The following is a 19,054-nucleotide window of genomic DNA, read 5'->3' on the forward strand; positions in this document are numbered from 1 at the left end:
AACTGTGGGAGCGAATTCATTCGCGAGAGGCCAGTCCGGTACATGCATCGTTGCCGGATGAGAAACCGCATCGCGAATGAATTCGCTCCCACAGGGGTTCGTCTTCTACAGAAAATACCCGTGACTCTTACAACTTGATCCAGGTCGCCTTCAGTTCGGTGTATTTGTCGAACGCGTGCAGCGACTTGTCGCGGCCGTTGCCCGATTGCTTGAAACCACCGAACGGCGCGGTCATGTCGCCGCCGTCGTACTGGTTGACCCAAACGCTGCCGGCACGCAGGGCCTTGGCGGTCAGGTGCGCCTTGGACAGGTCTGCCGTCCACACCGCCGCTGCCAGGCCGTATGGCGTGTCATTGGCAATCTGTACCGCTTCCTCGGCCGTGTCGAAGGTCAGCACCGAGAGCACTGGCCCGAAGATTTCTTCCTGGGCGATTTTCATGGCGTTGGTCACGCCGTCGAAAATCGTCGGCTCGACATAAGTACCGCCGGTTTCCTGGAGAATGCGCTTGCCACCGGCCACCAGTTTCGCGCCGTCGCTGTGACCAGCATCGATGTAGGACAGCACGGTGTTCATCTGCTGGGTATCGACCAGCGCACCAACGCTGGTAGCCGGATCCAGCGGATTGCCCGGCTTCCAGGCTTTCAGCGCCTCGATCACCATCGGCAGGAATTTGTCCTTGATCGAACGCTCGACCAGCAGACGCGAACCGGCGGTGCAGACTTCGCCCTGGTTGAAGGCAATGGCGCTGGCAGCCGACTCGGCGGCGGCCTGCAGGTCCGGCGCGTCAGCGAAGACGATGTTCGGGCTCTTGCCGCCGGCTTCCAGCCAGATGCGCTTCATGTTCGATTCGCCGGCGTACACCAGCAATTGCTTGGCGATCTTCGTCGAACCGGTAAACACCGCAGTGTCGACGTCCATATGCAGCGCCAACGCCTTGCCAACGGTGTGACCATAGCCTGGCAGCACGTTGAGCACGCCCGCCGGAATGCCGGCCTCGATCGCCAGTTGCGCGACGCGAATGGCCGTCAGCGGCGATTTTTCCGAAGGCTTGAGCACCACCGAGTTACCGCTGGACAGCGCCGGGCCGAGTTTCCAGCAGGCCATCAGCAGCGGGAAGTTCCACGGCACGATGGCAGCAACCACGCCCACCGGCTCGCGGGTCACCAGACCCAGCTGGTCGTGCGGCGTGGCGGCCACTTCGTCATACAGTTTGTCGATGGCCTCGCCGCTCCAACTCAACGCCTGCGCGGAGCCCGGAATGTCGATGCCATAGGAATCGCTGATCGGTTTGCCCATGTCGAGGGTTTCGAGCAGAGCCAACTCTTCGATGTGTTGCTTGATCAGGCCGGCAAAGCGAAGCATCGCCGCCTTGCGTTTGACGGGTGCCAGGCGCGACCAGGCGCCGGAATTGAACGTGGAGCGGGCGTTTTCCACTGCGCGCTGGGCGTCGGCGGCATCGCAACTGGCGACTTTGGCGAGGAAACGGCCGTCGACCGGGCTGATGCAGTCGAAGGTGGCACCGGACGCAGCGTCGGTGTATTCGCCATTGATGAAGGCGCGGCCTTCGATCTTCAGATCCTGGGCACGTTTTTCCCAGTCAGCGTGGGTCAGGGTGGTCATGAAACGTCCTCCTCTTATGAATTGTGCGCGCCCTCGCGCTCATGAACCGTGCTTCAGGACATCGCCTGACAGGCTGCCGGATCGGCCAAAGGCATCCGTCACCCTAAACCAGGGTTGGCCGAATTTCCAATATATTGGACAAAACCGGGCAAAACGGCGGCAGATCGTGCATTTTATTCAACATGCCTGTCATTCAGCGCATGGCACTCTCTACAGGTGCCGTCATCCAACCCGCATTGCCCTTGCCATTCAGGAGCCAGCAACATGAGCATCGAGAGCGTCGTCGACTTCAGCGAAGCCACCACGGCCGCCGAGCGTTACACCCCCGCAGCGGAAAAAATCCTCAAGGGCGAGCCGCAGCAAACCGTCTACAACCACTACAACAGCCCCTGCGGGCAGATGAACGCGGGCGTGTGGGAAGGTGAAGTCGGGCGGTGGAAGGTCAATTACACCGAACACGAATACTGCGAGATCGTGCAGGGGGTGTCGGTGCTACGCGATGAAGACGGCAAGGCGAAGACCTTGCGCGCGGGCGACCGCTTCGTGATTCCGGCGGGCTTCAAAGGTACTTGGGAAGTGCTGGAGGCGTGCCGCAAGATTTACGTGGTGTTCGAGCAGAAGGCTTGAACCGTCCACGTTGTAGGAGTGAGCTTGCTCGCGATTGCGGCGTGTCGGACAACACTGAACCGCCTGACCTAACGCAATCGCGAGCAAGCTCACTCCTACAAGTTCGGATCGACACGCACAAAAAAGCCCGCACAAGGCGGGCTTTTTCGCAAAGACAAAAATCAATTACTTGATTTTGCCTTCTTTGTAGATCACGTGCTTACGGACGACCGGATCGTATTTCTTGATCTCGATCTTGTCCGGAGTAGTGCGCTTGTTCTTGTCAGTGGTGTAGAAGTGACCAGTGCCAGCGCTCGAAATCAAACGGATCAGTTCACGCATGATGCTCTCCCTTAAACCTTGGCGCCATCGCGGCGAATGTCGGCCAGAACGGCATCGATGCCGCGCTTGTCGATGATGCGCATGCCTTTGGCAGATACACGCAGACGTACAAAGCGTTTCTCGCTCTCAACCCAGAAGCGGTGATGCTGCAGGTTTGGCAGGAAACGACGACGGGTTTTGTTATTCGCGTGGGAAATATTGTTCCCGGTTACCGGACCCTTACCGGTAACTTGACAGACTCTCGACATGCCTCAGCCCTCTAAAACCACATGCCCAACCCGGCATGGGTTGGCCGCTTAATCTCTCAGTCATTTGGCGCCAGGCGCCGCGTTTCTTCAGGGGTCTTACCGGCCACACCTACGAAGAAGGAAGCGGGCCCCTAGAAAAGAGCGCTGCTTTATACCAGAAACCCTAGGGTGCAACAACACAAACGACGAAATACCTGCAAGAAACCCGGGGCCATATGCCTGCCGACGGCGGCAGCAAGGGGCGCGGCGGCAAATATACCACTCGTCGCGCCGGATCGATTGTCCTGCGCCGACGCATGGTCTAGGGTAAGCCTCTCGCCAGACTGCGCCGGCAGATGGGCTCTCTCTGAAAGGAAATTCGCCATGCGCCTAGCTGTTTTACCCCTTTTGCTTGCCTCTCTGACCGCGCCACTGATGGCTCAAGCCGCCACGAGTCTGAGTGTCTGTACCGAAGCCAGCCCCGAAGGCTTCGACGTGGTGCAGTACAACTCGCTGACCACCACCAACGCCTCGGCCGACGTGCTGATGAACCGTCTGGTCGATTACGACGCCCAGACCGGCAAGCTGGTCGCCAGCCTGGCAGAAAGCTGGAGCGTCTGGCCGGACGGTCTGACCTACGATTTCAAACTGCGCTCCGGGGTGAAATTCCACCACACCGACTATTTCACCCCGACTCGCGACCTGAACGCCGATGACGTGGTGTTCAGCTTCCAGCGCATGCTCGACCCGACCAACCCGTGGAACAAGGTCGCCGTGCAGGGCTTCCCGCACGCCCAGTCGATGCAGTGGCCGTCGCTGATCAAGAAGGTCGAAGCGGTCGACGCCAGTACCGTGCGCATTACCCTGGACCACCCGGACGCGACGTTCCTGGCGACCCTGAGCATGGGCTTCGCGTCCATTTACTCCGCCGAATACACCGCGCAATTGATGAAAGCCGGTACGCCGGAGAAGCTCAACAGCCAGCCGATCGGCACCGGCCCGTTCGTGTTCAAGCGTTTCCAGAAGGATTCGGTGGTGCGTTACGAGGCGAATCCGGACTACTTCGCCGGCAAGCCCGCCGTTGACACGCTGGTGTACGCGATCACCCCGGACGCCAACGTGCGCCTGCAACGCATCCGTCAGAACGAGTGCCAGGTTGCCCTGTCACCCAAGCCACTGGACGTCGCTGAAGCAGGCAAGGATCCGGCGCTGAAAGTGGAAAAAACCGATGCGTTCATGACGGCTTTCGTAGCAATCAACAGCCAGCATCCACCGCTGGACAAGCCGGAAGTGCGGCAGGCGATCAACCTGGCGTTCGACAAGGACACCTACCTCAAGGCGGTATTCGAAGGTTCTGCGCGCGCCGCCAATGGCCCGTACCCGCCGAATACCTGGGGTTACGCCCACGACCTGCCCGGCTACAAGCATGACGTCGCCAAGGCCAAGGAGTTGCTGGCCAAGGCCGGTCTGAAAGATGGCTTCAAGACCACGATCTGGACCCGCCCTTCCGGCAGCCTGCTCAACCCGAACCCGAGCGCGGGCGCGCAACTGCTGCAGAACGATCTGGCGGCCGTCGGCATCAAGGCGGAAATCAAGGTCATCGAGTGGGGCGAACTGATTCGCCGAGCCAAGACCGGCGAGCACGACCTGTTGTTCATGGGCTGGGCTGGCGACAACGGCGACCCGGATAACTTCCTGACACCGCAGTTTTCGTGCGCAGCGGTCAAATCCGGCACCAACTTCGCCCGCTATTGCGACGAAGGCCTGGACAAGCTGATCAGCCAGGGCAAGGCAGTGACCGACCAGGACCAGCGCAGCAAGCTCTATCATCAGGTTCAGGAACAGATCCAGAAGCAAGCCCTGTGGCTGCCGCTGGCGCACCCGACAGCCTTCGCCCTGACCCGCAAGAACGTGCTGGGTTACAGCGTCAGCCCGTTTGGCCGGCAGGATTTCGCCAATGTAATGCTGAAATAAACCTGTAGGAGCGCGCTTGCCCGCGAATGCAATCCATCAGTGTCAGTTGCACCGACTGACACGATGCAATCGTCCGGATGCGGCCCAGACCAAGCGCGCTCCTACGGAAAGGATCTACCGCCTACATCAACCCATACTCGACCATCGACAGCGGATCACCATCGCCAATGATCAGGTGATCCAGCACCACGACATCCACCAGCCCCAGCGCCGACTTCAGATGGCGGGTCAGCTCGATATCGGCCGGGCTGGCATCGCTGACGCCGGAAGGATGGTTGTGGCAGAGAATCACTGCCGCCGCATTGTGCGCCAGCGCCCGTTTGACCACCTGGCGGGCGTGGACGTGGGTCAGATTGATAGTGCCGTGAAAGAGGATTTCAAAAGCCTGCACCCGGTGTTTGCTGTCCAGAAACAGACAACCGAACACCTCGTGGGGCTCATGCCTGAGCGTGGCTTTCAGATAAGTCCGCACCTGGGCCGGACTTTCCAGCACAGACTCGCGGCGCAGCTTTTCACCCATATTGCGTCGGGCCATCTCCATGACCGCCTGCAATTGCGCAAATTTGGCGGGGCCGAGCCCCAATTCATTGCTGAAGGTGGACAGATTGGCGTCAAGCAGCGTGCGCAGGCTGCCGAACTGATTCAAGAGATGGCGGGCGAGATCCACCGCAGACTTTCCACTCACTCCGGTGCGCAGGAAGATCGCCAACAATTCGGCATCGGACAGACTCGCCGCACCCCGCTCCAACAGCTTCTCCCGCGGGCGTTCTGCCGCCGGCCAGTCGCGAATACTCATTGCATCTCCCTGTCTTGAGCGCCGCTGTCCCCGTGCGGTCGCTGTGCTATCTTAGCCATCTTTTTTACGCGTCGATCCGGCCCGGGGAGGCCATATGATTGCCGCGTGTAACTCGACCAAAAGGCAGGCCTATGCAGCGGCTGTATCGGAAACGCATCGTTCTTGGCGTCGGCGGCGGCATCGCAGCCTACAAGAGCGCCGAACTCGTCCGTCGCCTGCGCGACCATGGCGCCGAAGTGCGCGTGGTCATGACCAAGGGCGGCGCAGAGTTCATCACCCCGCTGACCATGCAGGCTCTGTCCGGGCACCCGGTACACATGGACCTGCTCGACCCCGCCGCCGAAGCGGCCATGGGGCATATCGAGCTGGCCAAGTGGGCTGACATGGTGCTGATCGCGCCGGGCACGGCCGATCTGATCGCCCGCCTGGCCCAAGGTATCGCCAATGACCTGCTGACCACCGTGGTGCTGGCCACCGACGCCATCGTCGCGGTCGCCCCGGCCATGAACCAGGCCATGTGGCGCGACCCTTCGGTGCAGGCCAATCTGCAGGTGCTGGAATCTCGCGACTTCCGCGTCTTCGGTCCGGCCAGCGGCAGCCAGGCCTGTGGCGACGTGGGTTACGGGCGCATGCTCGAACCCAATGACCTGGCGCAACTGGCTGCGGACTGCTTCCAGCGCCTGAGCCTGACCGGCAAGCATGTGCTGATCACCGCGGGCCCGACCCAGGAAAACATCGACCCGGTGCGCTACATCACCAACCACAGCTCCGGCAAGATGGGCTTCGCCCTCGCCGAGGCGGCCGCCGAAGCCGGTGCACGGGTCACGCTGATCACCGGCCCCGTGAGCCTTGCGACGCCAGACCGCGTGTCGCGCATCGACATCGTCAGCGCCCGCGACATGCTCGCCGCCTGCGAAGCCGCGATGCCCTGCGACCTGTTTATTGCCTCGGCAGCGGTCGCCGACTACCGTCCGGAAGTCGTCGCGCCACAGAAACTGAAGAAAGATCCCACGACCGGCGACGGCCTGTTGCTGCAGATGGTCCGCAACCCGGACATTCTCGCCACCATTGCCCAGCGCCCGGATCGTCCGTTCAGTGTCGGCTTCGCCGCCGAAACCGAACACCTGCTCGACTACGCCGCACGCAAGCTCAAGGACAAGAACCTCGACCTGATCGTCGCCAACGATGTCGCCAATCCGAGCATTGGCTTCAACAGCGAAGACAACGCGTGCAGCGTGATCGACCGAGCGTTGCAGGAAACGCTCTTCGCCCAGACCAGCAAGGCCAAGATCGCCCGCCAGCTGGTGACTTTTATCGCCGATCGCATGAACCAGGTTTAATCACGTATGCACGCTCTACAAGCCAAGATCCTCGACCCTCGCATTGGCAGCGAATTCCCGCTCCCGGCCTACGCCACCACAGGCTCCGCCGGCCTGGACCTGCGCGCCATGCTCAAAGAGGACACGGTGCTGGAACCCGGCCAGACCCTGTTGATTCCTACAGGCCTGTCGATATACATCGGAGACCCGGGCCTGGCCGCGCTGATTCTGCCGCGCTCCGGACTGGGCCATAAGCACGGCATCGTGCTGGGCAACCTGGTCGGCCTGATCGACTCCGACTACCAGGGCGAATTGATGGTGTCCTGCTGGAACCGCGGCCAGACTGCTTTCAAGATCGTCGTCGGCGAACGCCTGGCGCAGCTGGTGCTGGTGCCGGTGGTGCAGGCGCATTTCGAACTGGTCGAAGAGTTCGATGAAAGCCAGCGCGGCGCAGGCGGTTTCGGTCACTCCGGCAGGAGCTGAACCACGCCCCTGCATGCGCAGCGTTCAAGGCCCGAGCAGCCTTGAACGCTGCAACATTTACACGATTGCCTCAGGAAGACCGAGCAGGGAGAGTCAAGTTTGAAAGGCATCAAGCGCACAGCCAAAGCAGGTTCCACCCAGGAAACGACTGACGCTAAGGGCAAGGACTCGACATTGAGCCTGGCCAGCCCCGGCCTTCTCCCCTCCCTCATCGGCCTGATCGCCGCCGCCGTCCTGGTCTGGCTTGGCCTGTTCAGCCAGCCACAGGAAAAGGAGCAACTGATCGACGCCTGGGGCACCGCTCAAGCCGGCGCCGTCAACAAGGCTCTCCGGCAGATCAACGCCGCCACGCAGGCGGCCGCGATGGACAGCACGCTGGCGCAGGCCCTGCAAAGCAACAATCCGGCAACCATAGAGAGCGCACAGAATCAGTTGCGCTATCGGGATCAGGTAATCGGGGCGCGACTGAACCCACTCGGCGTCAACACCGTCGACAATCAGGGCCCGCTGCCGGTCAGCTTTGCCACCCTGGACATGCTGACCAAGGCCGGCAAAGGCGAAGTACCACCGCCCGAAGCCCGCAAGATTGGCGACACCTGGGTCATCTACAGCGTTGCGCCGCTGCGCACGACCGCCGACGCGCCGATCACCGGCACACTGCTGTTGGCCTTCAACCTGCAACGTTTGACCAACGCCCTGCCGGAATCGCCCGTCAACGTCGGGCAGATGGTGCTCAGCCAGCAATTCGGCAGCGCGGCGGCACAGAGTTTTCTGACGCGCGGCGAGAGTGATGGCAGCCGTGCGGTCGACTTCCCGACCGGCTTCCCCAACTGGAAGCTCTCTTTCACGCCCGGCCCGGCTCTGCAAGCCTCCATTCCCTGGCTGATGTTGCTGCTGGCTGCGGTCGTGGCGCTCGGCGGTGTGCTGCTGGGGCTTTACCTGAACGAGAGCGCCCTGAAACGCCGGGTCGCGGCAGACGCCCGACAACTGGAGCAACTGCTGCAAGAACTCTCCGGCGGCAAGGCCGTCAAAGCTTTCGGCTTGAGCCTGCCGGCGCTGAATGGCCTTGCCCAGAGTCTGGCGCGCCTGTCTTTGCGCGACCAGCCCAAAGCGGTGCCGGTGGCCAGCAATACATCCGGTGCCACGAGCAGCAAGGCGGTGTTTGCGCCAGTCGAGCCCGACGATGCCGAGCTGACCGACCCGCTGTTCCAGGACACCGACATTCTCGACATCGACTTGCTCGATGACCCTCAGGATCTGCAGAAGTCGGAGCACGACCACGCAATGAGCAGTACCGTATCCGCCGCCCCGGAATTTCCGGAGTCCATCTTTCGCGCCTACGACATCCGCGGCATCGTCGGCGAAACCCTGAGCGGCGAAACCGCCTACTGGATCGGTCGTGCCGTCGGCGCACAGACCATCGCCCAGGGCGAACCCAATGTCTGCGTCGGCCGCGACGGTCGCCTGTCCGGTCCGGAACTGATCGCGCAACTGGTCAAAGGCCTGTACGACAGCGGCTGCCACGTCAGCGACGTCGGCCTGGTACCGACCCCGGCGCTGTATTACGCCGCCTGCGTGCTGGAAGGCCGCACCGGGGTGATGCTCACCGGCAGCCACAACCCCAAGGACTACAACGGCTTCAAGATCGTGATCGCCGGCGACACCCTCGCCAACGAACAGATCAAGGCCCTGCATCAGCGCATCAAACGCAACAATCTACCGCCTGGCAAAGGCAGCGTAAGCAAGGTCGACATCCTCGACCTGTACGCCGGGCAGATCACCAATGACGTGGTGCTGGCGCGCCGCATGAAAGTGGTGGTCGACTGCGGCAACGGTGCCGCGGGCGTGATCGCCCCACAACTGATCGCCTCGCTGAATTGCGAGGTCATTCCGCTGTTCTGCGACGTCGACGGCAACTTCCCCAACCATCACCCCGACCCGGGCAAGCTGGAAAACCTTGAAGACCTGATCGCCAAGGTCCGGGAAACCGGCGCCGACCTGGGCCTGGCGTTCGACGGCGATGGTGATCGCGTAGGTGTCGTGACCAACGCGGGAAGCGTCGTATACCCCGATCGCCTGCTGATGCTGTTTGCCCGTGATGTGGTGAAGCGCAATCCCGGCGCCGATGTCATTTTCGATGTGAAATGCTCGCGCCGTCTGATTCCGCTGATCCAGGAATATGGCGGTCGCCCGGTAATGTGGAAGACCGGCCATTCGTTGATCAAGAAGAAGATGAAGGAAAGCGGTGCGCTGCTGGCTGGCGAAATGAGCGGCCATATCTTCTTCAAGGAACGCTGGTTCGGCTTTGACGACGGCATCTACAGCGCTGCGCGCCTGCTGGAAATTCTCAGTCAGGAAACGCAAACCGCCGAAGAGCTGTTCGCCACCTTCCCCAACGACCTGTCGACCCCGGAAATCAACATCAAGGTCACGGAAACCAGCAAGTTCAGCATCATCGAGGCGCTGGAGCGCGATGCGCAGTGGGGCAACGCCAGCCTGACCAGCATCGATGGCGTGCGTGTCGATTATCCGAAGGGCTGGGGCCTGGTCCGCGCTTCCAATACCACGCCGGTGCTGGTATTACGCTTTGAAGCCGAAACCGAGGCCGAGCTGCAACGGATCAAGGATGTGTTCCATACCCAGCTGAAAAACGTAGCACCGGATCTAGAACTTCCTTTTTGATCAAATTTTTTGAGTGGAGCCCAAATGACCCTCGAACGTGATGCCGCCGCCAATGCCGCCAAGGTCCTTTCCGAAGCGCTGCCCTACATCCGCCGCTTCGTCGGCAAGACGCTGGTCATCAAGTACGGCGGCAACGCCATGGAAAGCGAGGAGCTGAAGACCGGCTTCGCGCGCGACATCGTGCTGATGAAGGCCGTGGGCATCAACCCGGTGGTGGTTCACGGTGGCGGCCCGCAGATCGGTGATCTGCTCAAGCGCCTATCCATCGAAAGCCACTTCGTCGACGGCATGCGCGTCACCGACTCGGCAACCATGGACGTCGTGGAAATGGTGCTGGGCGGCCAGGTCAACAAGGACATCGTCAACCTGATCAACCGCCATGGCGGCAGCGCCATCGGCCTGACCGGTAAAGACGCGCAGCTGATCCGCGCGAAGAAAATGAACGTCACCCGCCAGACGCCGGAGATGACCAAGCCGGAAATCATCGACATCGGCCACGTCGGTGAAGTGGTCGGCATCAACACCGACCTGCTGAACATGCTGGTCAAGGGCGACTTCATTCCAGTAATCGCACCGATTGGCGTGGGCGCGGACGGTCAGTCCTACAACATCAACGCCGACCTGGTCGCAGGCAAGGTCGCCGAAGCGCTGAAAGCCGAGAAGCTGATGCTGCTGACCAACATCGCCGGCCTGATGGACAAGGAAGGCAAGGTCCTGACCGGCCTGACCACCGAGCAGGTCAACGGCCTGATCGCCGACGGCACCATCTACGGCGGCATGCTGCCGAAGATCCGCTGCGCACTGGAAGCTGTCCAGGGTGGCGTGACCACCTCGCATATCATCGACGGTCGCGTACCGAATGCCGTGTTGCTGGAAATCTTCACCGACACCGGCGTCGGCACCCTGATCAGCAACCGCAAGCGTCACTGATCACGGCTGCGGCGAAAAAGCCGCTGCGATAAAAAAGGCCCCGTCGGTATACACCGGCGGGGCCTTTTTTCATTGCGGCAACAGCTGCTGCACCCGTGCCCGGTCGCGGGCAAAGTCGCTGTCGGCCTGTTGTCGCGCGGCCTGATAGCGAAGAATCTCGGCCTTGAGGTTCTGCTGCTGGTCGCTCAGGTCGTTCATCTGATCGATCAGCGTCTGCGACACCGGATGCCCGGCGCGCTCCTGATCGGCAGCCTGACTCTGCAGCGCAGCCTGCTGATTGGTCAGCCCCTGAATGTTGCCCTGCGCCACCGAAATCATCGCATCGAGCTCCGCCAGCTTCCGCGCGCGGGCACGGTCGACATCCGACACGCTGCTGTACAGATGCAGCAACTGCGCATCGGCGTCGGACTGCACCTTGGCCGCCTGTGCGGCGGCCTGAGCCTGGCGCAGCTCATCGGCGCTCGGTGCCGGCGGCACGGTCTGAATGACCCGGCCGCGCTGGTTCAGCACCTCGTAACCCTTGCCCGCATACTCAGGAGGAACCCCCTGACGGTCGAGCACGGTGACGCCGCGACTGTCGACATAGCGATAGAACACGATTTCAGGCGCATCTTCGGCCCGGGCCACAGCGGCCCAGCCCATGCACAACGACAAACAAAGACCTGCTGTGCTCAGCTTGAGCATAACGACGAGATCCTCTGACGACTCAGATTCCGTACTGAGCCCGATACGCTTCGACTGCCGGCAGATGCTGCTTGAGCTGCGGATCGTCGGCCAGGAATTCCAGCACCTGATTCAGCGACACGATGCTGACCACCGGGATGCCGAAGTCACGCTCGACTTCCTGAATGGCGGAAAGCTCGCCGTTGCCACGCTCCTGACGGTTCAGGGCGATCAGCACACCGGCGGCATTGGCGCCCTGGGCCTTGATGATCTGCATGACCTCGCGAATCGCGGTGCCGGCGGTGATCACGTCATCGATGATCAACACCTCGCCGGTCAGCGGCGCGCCCACCAGGCTGCCGCCTTCGCCATGATCCTTGGCTTCCTTGCGGTTGAAGCACCACGGCAGATCGCGGCCATGATGTTCGGCCAAAGCCACGGCCGTCGCGGCCGCCAGCGGGATGCCCTTGTAGGCCGGCCCGAACAGCACGTCGAAGGAAATACCGCTTTCCACCACGGCGGCAGCATAGAACTTGCCCAGTTGAGCAAGGGCCGAGCCGCTGTTGAAAAGACCGGCATTGAAGAAGTAAGGACTGGTGCGTCCCGACTTCAAAGTGAACTCACCGAAGCGCAAAACCCCGCGATCGATGGCAAAACGAATGAAATCGCGCTGATACGCCTGCATGAAAAAAGCCCCGAATACCACGGATTTAGCTAATTAGTAAGAGCTCGGGTATCATACACGCACGTGATTTTTGGGGCCATTTATGCGGATCATCAGTGTGAACGTTAATGGTATTCAGGCTGCAGTCGAGCGTGGTTTGCTCAGTTGGCTGCAAGCCCAGAATGCCGACGTCATCTGCCTTCAGGACACCCGCGCCTCCGCCTTCGAACTGGACGACCCGGCCTACCAACTGGACGGTTACTTCCTCTATGCCTGCGATGCCGAAGTCCCCGCCCAGGGTGGTGTGGCACTGTACTCGCGGTTGCAGCCGAAAGCGGTGATCAACGGTCTGGGCTTTGAAACAGCCGACCGTTACGGGCGTTACCTGCAGGCCGATTTCGACAAAGTCAGTATTGCAACCTTGCTGCTCCCGTCCGGGATGAACGGTGATGAAGACTTGAACCAGAAGTTCAAGCTCATGGACGACTTCGCCAAGTATCTGGACAAGCAGCGGCGCAAACGTCGCGAGTACATCTACTGCGGCTCGCTCTACGTTGCGCAGCAAAAGCTGGACATCAAGAACTGGCGCGACAGCCAGCAGTCCCCCGGCTTCCTGGCGCCCGAGCGTGCCTGGATGGACGAGATTGTCGGCAACATGGGCTATGTCGATGCCCTGCGCGAAGTCAGCCGTGAAGGCGACCAGTACAGCTGGTGGCCGGATAACGAACAGGCCGAGATGCTCAATCTGGGCTGGCGCTTCGACTATCAACTGCTGACCCCGGGTCTGCGCCGCTTCGTGCGTAGCGCTCGCCTGCCACGCCAGCCGCGCTTCTCGCAGCACGCGCCGCTGATCGTGGACTACGACTGGACGTTGACCATCTGACGCTCAGTTGCTCAAAAGAAAAGCCGACGTGAAGTCGGCTTTTGTTTGTCTGCGGGCTGTTCGTATCGCCCCCTGTAGGAGCTGGCTTGCCCTGCGACCAGCGGGGAACCCGTCGTGAAATCTGACGACTTTGCAGTCCTGACACACCGCGGTTGCTGGATTGGCTGCCGGTTCCCGGCAGGTCGCAGGACAAGCCAGCTCCTACGACGGTTACACCGCAAGCCGCCCCCCCCTGCTCGCTACTTGATCAACCGCCAGGTAAACGGATAGCGATAGGCAACGCCGTCGTTGGCCTTGATCCCGGCGATGATGGTCAGCACCAGCGCACCCACGCTCACCAGCATCAACAACGGAAAGCCGATGACGATGACCATCAGCAAAAAGCAGAGCATCACCGCGATGGCCACAGTGATCTGGAAGTTGAGCGCTTCCTTGCCCTGAGCATCGATGAACGGGTCCGCTTCTTTCTTCAACTGCCAGACAATCAGCGGCCCGAGCAGGTTGCCGAAGGGGAAGATCAGCCCGAAGAAAGCGGAAAAATGGCAGAGCATCGCCCACTGACGGGCTTCCTTGCCTGGCGTGGGCAGCGGTGGCTGGCTATCGATCATCATGCGTTCCCTGTTGATGGTGAAAAAGTGATCAGTCAGCCAGTGCGGCCTGTTGCAGCTCGAACAGCTCGGTCATGCCCTTTTGTGCAAGGGCCAGCATGGCATTCAGCTCTTCAGGCTGGAACGGCGCGCCCTCGGCGGTGCCCTGCACTTCGATGAAGCCACCCGTGCTGGTCATGACCACGTTGAGGTCGGTCTCGGCAGCGGAGTCTTCCAGGTAGTCCAGATCCAGCACCGGCTCGCCCTGATACATGCCCACGGACACCGCAGCGATCATCTGCTTGAGCGGATCACCGGCCTTCAGGCCACCGCGCTTCTTGATTGCTTTCAGTGCGTCGACCAGTGCGACCATGGCGCCGGTGATGGACGCTGTACGGGTGCCGCCGTCGGCCTGGATCACATCGCAGTCGACGTACAGAGTGATGTCGCCCAGCTTGGACATGTCCAGCGCTGCGCGCAGCGAACGGCCGATCAGGCGCTGGATTTCCAGAGTCCGGCCGCCCTGCTTGCCCTTGCTCGCTTCACGCTGGTTACGCTCGCCGGTCGCTCGCGGCAGCATGCCGTATTCGGCGGTCAGCCAGCCCTGGCCCTGGCCTTTGAGGAAGCGCGGCACGCCGTTTTCGACACTGACGGTGCAGATCACTTTGGTGTCGCCGAACTCGACCAGCACAGAACCCTCGGCGTGTTTGGTGTAGTTGCGGGTGATGCGGATCGAGCGGAGCTGATCGGCAGCGCGACCACTTGGACGTTTCATCTGGGATACCTGTACTGGGACGGAAAACTGACGTGCATTATAGAGGCGTGTGCCGACGCTGGGCACTTCTAATGCTGCATCGATGACCATTGGCGCCCTGCACGGCTTATGAAATTGCGCTGCAAAACACTGAAAGGGCGACACCCGGGGGCCCTTGCGACACCGTCGCATTTGGGCGCATACCCCGCACTGCGCTACAATCCTGCGCCTTTATAGCCTGTGGCTTTCTTTCACGACGTCCGGGCCGACCATCGCCCGTGCAGGCTAGTCCAAACGCCTGACTTTATAGAGGTACTTGCCATGGTGCACAGCATGACGGCTTTCGCCCGCGCCGAACGGGCCGGCACCCAAGGCACGCTGAGCTGGGAATTGCGCTCGGTGAACCATCGCTATCTCGAACCGCACCTGCGCCTGCCGGAGTCCTTCCGCGATCTGGAAGGCGCCGTGCGCGAAGCGCTGCGTCAGGGCCTGTCCCGTGGCAAGGTCGAGTGCACCCTGCGCTTTACCGAAGAGTCCGCCGGCAAACCGCTGCAGGTCAATCAGGAGCGCGCCAGCCAACTGGTCGCCGCCGCCGAGATCGTCGCCGGCCTGATCAAGCAGCCTGCCGCGCTGAATCCGCTGGAAGTGCTCGCCTGGCCGGGCGTTCTGGTGGCCGATGCCGCCGACCCGCAGGCGCTGAACAATGACGCCATGGCGCTGTTCAACGAAGCCCTCGACGAGCTCAAGGCCGGCCGCGCCCGCGAAGGTGCCGATCTGGCCAAACTTCTCGACGAACGGCTGACCGCAATCAAGACCGAAGTCGCTACCCTGCGCACCCTCGTGCCGCAGATGCTTGCCACACAGCGCCAGAAGGTGCTCGATCGCTTCGCCGACATGAAGGCCGAGCTCGATCCGCAGCGCCTGGAACAGGAAATGGTCCTGCTGGCGCAGAAAAGCGACGTCGCCGAAGAACTCGACCGTCTGAGCACCCACGTCACCGAAGTACGCCGCGTGCTCAAGACCGGCGGACAGGCCGGCCGGCGTCTGGATTTCCTGATGCAGGAACTCAACCGCGAAGCCAATACCCTGGGCTCCAAAGCTTTCGACCCTCGCAGCACACAAGCCGCCGTCAACCTCAAAGTGTTGATCGAGCAGATGCGCGAACAAGTGCAGAACATTGAGTAAGGCCACCTCCGACATGACCCACAGCACCGGCACCCTGTACATCATTTCCGCCCCTTCGGGCGCGGGCAAGACCAGCCTGGTCAAGGCCCTGATCGATGCCCAGCCGCAGATTCGCGTTTCCGTTTCCCACACCACGCGCGCCATGCGCCCGGGTGAAGTGGACGGCGTGAACTACCACTTCGTCGACCGCGCCGAGTTTCTGGCCATGGTCGAGCATGGCGATTTCCTTGAGCAGGCCGAGGTATTCGGCAATCTCTACGGGACTTCGCAGAGCCGTCTGCAGCAGACCCTGGACGAAGGCCACGACCTGATTCTGGAAATCGACTGGCAGGGCGCCGAACAGGTGCGCAAGCTGATGCCTCACGCCCGTTCGATCTTCATTCTGCCGCCGACCCAGCAGGCGCTGCGCCAGCGCCTGACCAACCGTGGTCAGGACAGCGACGAGATCATCGAAGGCCGGATGCGTGAAGCGGTCAGCGAAATGAGCCATTACGTCGAGTACGACTACATTGTCATCAACGACGACTTCGCCACAGCGCTGGAAGACCTCAAGGCGATCTTCCGTGCCAACCTGCTCAGCCAGGAACACCAGCAACAGCGTCACAGCCAGTTGCTGACGCAATTGCTGGCCTGAGGCTGCCGTCGTTCGCACTGCGAACACGGCCTCCTGCAGGAGTGAGCTTGCTCGCGATGCGCCAAGTCGGACACCATCGCGTATCAGACAAACAGCCATCGCGAGCAAGCTCACTCCTGTAAAAAGCCTGTCCGGCACGCGATCGCAGGCTGTGAAAACCGACCGCTCGTGGCTTGCTGCTTGAAGCTTGCGACTGTCCGCTTGTAAACTACCGAGTCCGCTCGCCCATCCGGGCAACGCGCATACCGCATTTGCTACGAGGAATACCCATGGCCCGCGTGACCGTTGAAGACTGCCTGGAACATGTAGATAACCGCTTTGAGCTGGTCATGCTTGCCACCAAACGTTCGCGTCAACTGGCAACCGGTGGCAAAGAGCCGAAGCTGGCCTGGGAAAACGACAAGCCTACCGTTGTTGCCCTGCGCGAAATCGCAGCTGGCCTGATGGACTACGCCGTCATTGCAGAAGCTGAAATCGTTGAAGATGAACCACTGTTCGCTGCGTTCGAGGACGAGTCCAACGAGGCCGTCTAAGCCTATGCCCGGTCGACGTAGCAAGGCGCAGGGTCAACGCCATCGGCAAGGAGTCGCATCTTGCCGAGCATAGACGCCCTCGCCGATCGCCTGTCGACCTACCTCGGCAAAGACCAGGTCAATCTGGTACGCCGAGCGTATTTCTACGCCGAACAAGCCCACGACGGCCAACGCCGTCGTAGCGGTGAAGCCTACGTCACGCACCCGCTGGCGGTGGCAAGCATTCTCGCCGACATGCACATGGACCATCAGAGCCTGATGGCCGCGATGCTGCATGACGTGATCGAAGACACCGGTATCGCCAAGGAAGCGCTCTGTGCGCAGTTCGGCGAAACCGTGGCCGAACTGGTCGACGGGGTCAGCAAACTGACCCAGATGAACTTCGAGACCAAGGCCGAAGCCCAAGCCGAAAACTTCCAGAAAATGGCCATGGCCATGGCACGCGACATTCGCGTGATCCTGGTCAAGCTCGCCGACCGCCTGCACAACATGCGCACGCTGGAAGTGCTGTCCGGCGAAAAACGCCGGCGCATCGCCAAGGAAACCCTGGAAATCTACGCGCCCATCGCCAACCGCCTGGGCATGCACAGCGTACGCATCGAATTCGAGGACCTCGGCTTCAAGGCCATGTACCCCATGCGCTCTTCGCGCATCGGTCAGGCCGTCAAACGCGCCCGTGGCAACCGCAAGGAACTGGTCAACAAGATCGAAGAGTCCCTGAGCCACTGCCTGGCGGTGGACGGCATCGAGGGTGAAGTCAGCGGGCGACAGAAACACCTCTACGGCATCTACAAGAAGATGCGCGGCAAGCGTCGAGCCTTCAACGAGATCATGGACGTCTACGCGTTCCGCATCATCGTCGACAAGGTCGATACCTGCTACCGCGTGCTCGGCGCCGTGCACAATCTGTACAAGCCGCTGCCTGGCCGATTCAAGGACTACATCGCGATTCCCAAAGCCAACGGCTATCAGTCGTTGCACACCACGCTGTTCGGCATGCACGGCGTGCCCATCGAGATCCAGATCCGCACCCGCGAAATGGAAGAGATGGCCAACAACGGCATTGCCGCGCACTGGCTGTACAAATCCTCGGGCGACGAGCAGCCGAAAGGCACCCATGCCCGCGCCCGTCAGTGGGTCAAAGGCGTGCTGGAAATGCAGCAACGCGCCGGCAACTCGCTGGAATTCATCGAGAGCGTGAAGATCGACCTGTTCCCGGACGAGGTCTACGTGTTCACGCCCAAGGGCCGGATCATGGAGCTGCCCAAAGGCTCCACGGCGGTGGACTTTGCCTACGCCGTACACACCGACGTCGGCAACAGCTGCATCGCCTGCCGCATCAACCGCCGGCTGGCGCCGCTGTCCGAACCCCTGCAAAGCGGTTCGACGGTCGAGATCGTCAGCGCACCGGGCGCCCGGCCAAATCCGGCCTGGCTCAACTTCGTGGTCACCGGCAAGGCACGCACGCACATTCGTCACGCCCTCAAACTGCAGCGCCGCTCGGAGTCCATCAGCCTTGGCGAACGCCTGCTGAACAAGGTGCTCAACGGTTTCGACAGCACCCTGGACAAGATCCCGCAGGAACGCGTGCAGGCCGTTCTGGCCGAGTATCGGGTCGAGGTCATCGAAGACCTCCTCGAAGACATCGGTCTGGGTAACCGCATGGCGTATGTCGTCGCGCGCCGGCTGCTGGCCAGCGAAACCGAAGCGCTGCCAAGCACCGAAGGCCCGCTGGCGATTCGCGGCACCGAAGGCCTGGTCCTCAGCTACGCCAAGTGCTGCACGCCGATTCCGGGCGACCCTATCGTGGGCCACCTGTCCGCGGGCAAAGGCATGGTCGTGCACCTGGACAACTGCCGCAACATCAGCGAAATCCGCCACAACCCGGAAAAATGCATCCAGCTTTCCTGGGCCAAGGACGTCACCGGCGAATTCAATGTCGAGCTGCGCGTCGAGCTGGAACATCAGCGCGGCCTGATCGCCCTGCTGGCCAGCAGCGTCAACGCCGCCGACGGCAACATCGAAAAAATCAGCATGGATGAACGCGATGGTCGTATCAGCGTGGTCCAACTGGTGGTCAGCGTACACGACCGTGTGCACCTGGCCCGCGTGATCAAGAAACTGCGTGCCCTGACCGGGGTGATCCGCATCACCCGCATGCGCGCGTAGCC

General features: G+C 61.5%; 19 protein-coding genes. 11 read left to right on the plus strand and 8 right to left on the minus strand.

Annotation, left to right across the window (positions count from 1 at the left end; genetic code table 11):
• Positions 1–127: 127 nt before the first annotated feature.
• Positions 128–1,621 (minus strand): aldehyde dehydrogenase, encoded by a 1,494-nt coding sequence (locus ACIPL0_RS02670; RefSeq protein ID WP_400596793.1) that lies wholly within the window; start codon positions 1,619–1,621, stop codon positions 128–130.
• Between the two features lie 264 nt (positions 1,622–1,885).
• Between ACIPL0_RS02670 and ACIPL0_RS02675 the strand changes: the two genes are divergently transcribed.
• The gene (locus tag ACIPL0_RS02675) at positions 1,886–2,248 is read left to right on the plus strand and encodes a cupin domain-containing protein (RefSeq protein WP_400596794.1); all 363 of its coding nucleotides are present in this window, start codon (positions 1,886–1,888) and stop codon (positions 2,246–2,248) included.
• Positions 2,249–2,413: 165 nt separating this feature from the next.
• On the opposite strand, the gene rpmG is transcribed toward ACIPL0_RS02675, so the two are convergent.
• Together rpmG and rpmB are read right to left on the minus strand one after the other, a co-directional pair.
• Positions 2,414–2,569 carry a 50S ribosomal protein L33 gene (gene rpmG, locus ACIPL0_RS02680; protein WP_003177274.1) on the minus strand — a complete coding sequence of 52 codons (156 nt, stop codon included), beginning with the start codon at positions 2,567–2,569 and terminating at the stop codon, positions 2,414–2,416.
• An 11-nt stretch (positions 2,570–2,580) separates the two neighbouring features.
• The gene (gene rpmB, locus ACIPL0_RS02685) at positions 2,581–2,817 is read right to left on the minus strand and encodes a 50S ribosomal protein L28 (RefSeq protein ID WP_400596795.1); all 237 of its coding nucleotides are present in this window, start codon (positions 2,815–2,817) and stop codon (positions 2,581–2,583) included.
• 363 nt (positions 2,818–3,180) lie between these two features.
• On the opposite strand from rpmB, the gene ACIPL0_RS02690 reads away from it, so the two are divergent.
• Positions 3,181–4,770, plus strand: coding sequence for an ABC transporter substrate-binding protein (locus ACIPL0_RS02690; protein ID WP_400596796.1), 1,590 nt, complete (start codon positions 3,181–3,183; stop codon positions 4,768–4,770).
• Between the two features lie 121 nt (positions 4,771–4,891).
• Here ACIPL0_RS02690 and radC read toward each other — a convergent pair whose 3' ends face one another.
• The gene (radC, locus tag ACIPL0_RS02695; protein ID WP_400596797.1) at positions 4,892–5,566 is read right to left on the minus strand and encodes a DNA repair protein RadC; all 675 of its coding nucleotides are present in this window, start codon (positions 5,564–5,566) and stop codon (positions 4,892–4,894) included.
• Positions 5,567–5,697: 131 nt separating this feature from the next.
• Between radC and coaBC the strand changes: the two genes are divergently transcribed.
• The 4 genes from coaBC (at position 5,698) to argB (ending at position 10,980) form a co-directional block, all read left to right on the plus strand.
• Complete coding sequence (gene coaBC, locus ACIPL0_RS02700) at positions 5,698–6,906, plus strand: bifunctional phosphopantothenoylcysteine decarboxylase/phosphopantothenate--cysteine ligase CoaBC (RefSeq protein ID WP_400596798.1); 1,209 nt, start codon at positions 5,698–5,700, stop codon at positions 6,904–6,906.
• A 6-nt stretch (positions 6,907–6,912) separates the two neighbouring features.
• A complete protein-coding gene (gene dut / locus ACIPL0_RS02705) occupies positions 6,913–7,368 on the plus strand; it encodes a dUTP diphosphatase (protein WP_400596799.1) in 456 nt (151 codons plus the stop codon).
• Between the two features lie 108 nt (positions 7,369–7,476).
• Positions 7,477–10,050, plus strand: a complete 2,574-nt coding sequence (locus tag ACIPL0_RS02710) for a phosphomannomutase/phosphoglucomutase (protein WP_400731282.1) — start codon at positions 7,477–7,479, stop codon at positions 10,048–10,050.
• Between the two features lie 24 nt (positions 10,051–10,074).
• Entirely contained in the window at positions 10,075–10,980 is a 906-nt protein-coding gene (argB, locus tag ACIPL0_RS02715) for an acetylglutamate kinase (RefSeq protein WP_400596801.1), read from the plus strand.
• Between the two features lie 69 nt (positions 10,981–11,049).
• Here argB and ACIPL0_RS02720 read toward each other — a convergent pair whose 3' ends face one another.
• Both ACIPL0_RS02720 and pyrE read right to left on the minus strand, forming a co-directional pair.
• Positions 11,050–11,622 carry a DUF4124 domain-containing protein gene (locus tag ACIPL0_RS02720; RefSeq protein ID WP_400596802.1) on the minus strand — a complete coding sequence of 191 codons (573 nt, stop codon included), beginning with the start codon at positions 11,620–11,622 and terminating at the stop codon, positions 11,050–11,052.
• Positions 11,623–11,686: 64 nt separating this feature from the next.
• Positions 11,687–12,328: an orotate phosphoribosyltransferase gene (gene pyrE / locus ACIPL0_RS02725; protein ID WP_400596803.1), complete on the minus strand. Its 642-nt coding sequence runs from the start codon at positions 12,326–12,328 to the stop codon at positions 11,687–11,689.
• An 82-nt stretch (positions 12,329–12,410) separates the two neighbouring features.
• Between pyrE and ACIPL0_RS02730 the strand changes: the two genes are divergently transcribed.
• Positions 12,411–13,190: a catabolite repression control protein Crc gene (locus tag ACIPL0_RS02730; protein ID WP_400596804.1), complete on the plus strand. Its 780-nt coding sequence runs from the start codon at positions 12,411–12,413 to the stop codon at positions 13,188–13,190.
• A 239-nt stretch (positions 13,191–13,429) separates the two neighbouring features.
• On the opposite strand, the gene ACIPL0_RS02735 is transcribed toward ACIPL0_RS02730, so the two are convergent.
• Both ACIPL0_RS02735 and rph read right to left on the minus strand, forming a co-directional pair.
• A complete protein-coding gene (locus ACIPL0_RS02735) occupies positions 13,430–13,798 on the minus strand; it encodes a DUF4870 domain-containing protein (protein ID WP_400596805.1) in 369 nt (122 codons plus the stop codon).
• A 31-nt stretch (positions 13,799–13,829) separates the two neighbouring features.
• Complete coding sequence (gene rph / locus ACIPL0_RS02740) at positions 13,830–14,552, minus strand: ribonuclease PH (RefSeq protein WP_400596806.1); 723 nt, start codon at positions 14,550–14,552, stop codon at positions 13,830–13,832.
• A 300-nt stretch (positions 14,553–14,852) separates the two neighbouring features.
• Here rph and ACIPL0_RS02745 point away from each other — a divergent pair, with 300 nt between their 5' ends.
• From ACIPL0_RS02745 to spoT, 4 genes are all read left to right on the plus strand, one after another.
• Positions 14,853–15,716 carry a YicC/YloC family endoribonuclease gene (locus ACIPL0_RS02745; RefSeq protein WP_400596807.1) on the plus strand — a complete coding sequence of 288 codons (864 nt, stop codon included), beginning with the start codon at positions 14,853–14,855 and terminating at the stop codon, positions 15,714–15,716.
• A gap of 13 nt (positions 15,717–15,729) precedes the next feature.
• Positions 15,730–16,350 carry a guanylate kinase gene (gene gmk / locus ACIPL0_RS02750; RefSeq protein WP_400596873.1) on the plus strand — a complete coding sequence of 207 codons (621 nt, stop codon included), beginning with the start codon at positions 15,730–15,732 and terminating at the stop codon, positions 16,348–16,350.
• Positions 16,351–16,619: 269 nt separating this feature from the next.
• Positions 16,620–16,883 carry a DNA-directed RNA polymerase subunit omega gene (gene rpoZ, locus ACIPL0_RS02755; protein ID WP_004887180.1) on the plus strand — a complete coding sequence of 88 codons (264 nt, stop codon included), beginning with the start codon at positions 16,620–16,622 and terminating at the stop codon, positions 16,881–16,883.
• Between the two features lie 60 nt (positions 16,884–16,943).
• Positions 16,944–19,052, plus strand: a complete 2,109-nt coding sequence (gene spoT, locus ACIPL0_RS02760; protein WP_400596808.1) for a bifunctional GTP diphosphokinase/guanosine-3',5'-bis pyrophosphate 3'-pyrophosphohydrolase — start codon at positions 16,944–16,946, stop codon at positions 19,050–19,052.
• Positions 19,053–19,054 lie beyond the last annotated feature (2 nt).

It is taken from the genome of Pseudomonas sp. NPDC090208 (genome assembly GCF_044746785.1).
Lineage (GTDB): Bacteria > Pseudomonadota > Gammaproteobacteria > Pseudomonadales > Pseudomonadaceae > Aquipseudomonas.

Bases quoted from the DNA above. Each gene is read 5' to 3' on its own strand.
- pyrE (WP_400596803.1), bottom strand. From the start codon at position 12,328: ATGCAGGCGTATCAGCGCGATTTCATTCGTTTTGCCATCGATCGCGGG.
- rpmB (WP_400596795.1), bottom strand. From the start codon at position 2,817: ATGTCGAGAGTCTGTCAAGTTACCGGTAAGGGTCCGGTAACCGGGAAC.
- radC (WP_400596797.1), bottom strand. From the start codon at position 5,566: ATGAGTATTCGCGACTGGCCGGCGGCAGAACGCCCGCGGGAGAAGCTG.
- ACIPL0_RS02745 (WP_400596807.1), top strand. From the start codon at position 14,853: ATGGTGCACAGCATGACGGCTTTCGCCCGCGCCGAACGGGCCGGCACC.
- rpoZ (WP_004887180.1), top strand. From the start codon at position 16,620: ATGGCCCGCGTGACCGTTGAAGACTGCCTGGAACATGTAGATAACCGC.
- gmk (WP_400596873.1), top strand. From the start codon at position 15,730: ATGACCCACAGCACCGGCACCCTGTACATCATTTCCGCCCCTTCGGGC.
- coaBC (WP_400596798.1), top strand. From the start codon at position 5,698: ATGCAGCGGCTGTATCGGAAACGCATCGTTCTTGGCGTCGGCGGCGGC.
- ACIPL0_RS02720 (WP_400596802.1), bottom strand. From the start codon at position 11,622: ATGGGCTGGGCCGCTGTGGCCCGGGCCGAAGATGCGCCTGAAATCGTG.
- argB (WP_400596801.1), top strand. From the start codon at position 10,075: ATGACCCTCGAACGTGATGCCGCCGCCAATGCCGCCAAGGTCCTTTCC.
- ACIPL0_RS02675 (WP_400596794.1), top strand. From the start codon at position 1,886: ATGAGCATCGAGAGCGTCGTCGACTTCAGCGAAGCCACCACGGCCGCC.
- ACIPL0_RS02690 (WP_400596796.1), top strand. From the start codon at position 3,181: ATGCGCCTAGCTGTTTTACCCCTTTTGCTTGCCTCTCTGACCGCGCCA.
- rph (WP_400596806.1), bottom strand. From the start codon at position 14,552: ATGAAACGTCCAAGTGGTCGCGCTGCCGATCAGCTCCGCTCGATCCGC.
- ACIPL0_RS02670 (WP_400596793.1), bottom strand. From the start codon at position 1,621: ATGACCACCCTGACCCACGCTGACTGGGAAAAACGTGCCCAGGATCTG.
- ACIPL0_RS02730 (WP_400596804.1), top strand. From the start codon at position 12,411: ATGCGGATCATCAGTGTGAACGTTAATGGTATTCAGGCTGCAGTCGAG.
- rpmG (WP_003177274.1), bottom strand. From the start codon at position 2,569: ATGCGTGAACTGATCCGTTTGATTTCGAGCGCTGGCACTGGTCACTTC.
- dut (WP_400596799.1), top strand. From the start codon at position 6,913: ATGCACGCTCTACAAGCCAAGATCCTCGACCCTCGCATTGGCAGCGAA.
- ACIPL0_RS02735 (WP_400596805.1), bottom strand. From the start codon at position 13,798: ATGATCGATAGCCAGCCACCGCTGCCCACGCCAGGCAAGGAAGCCCGT.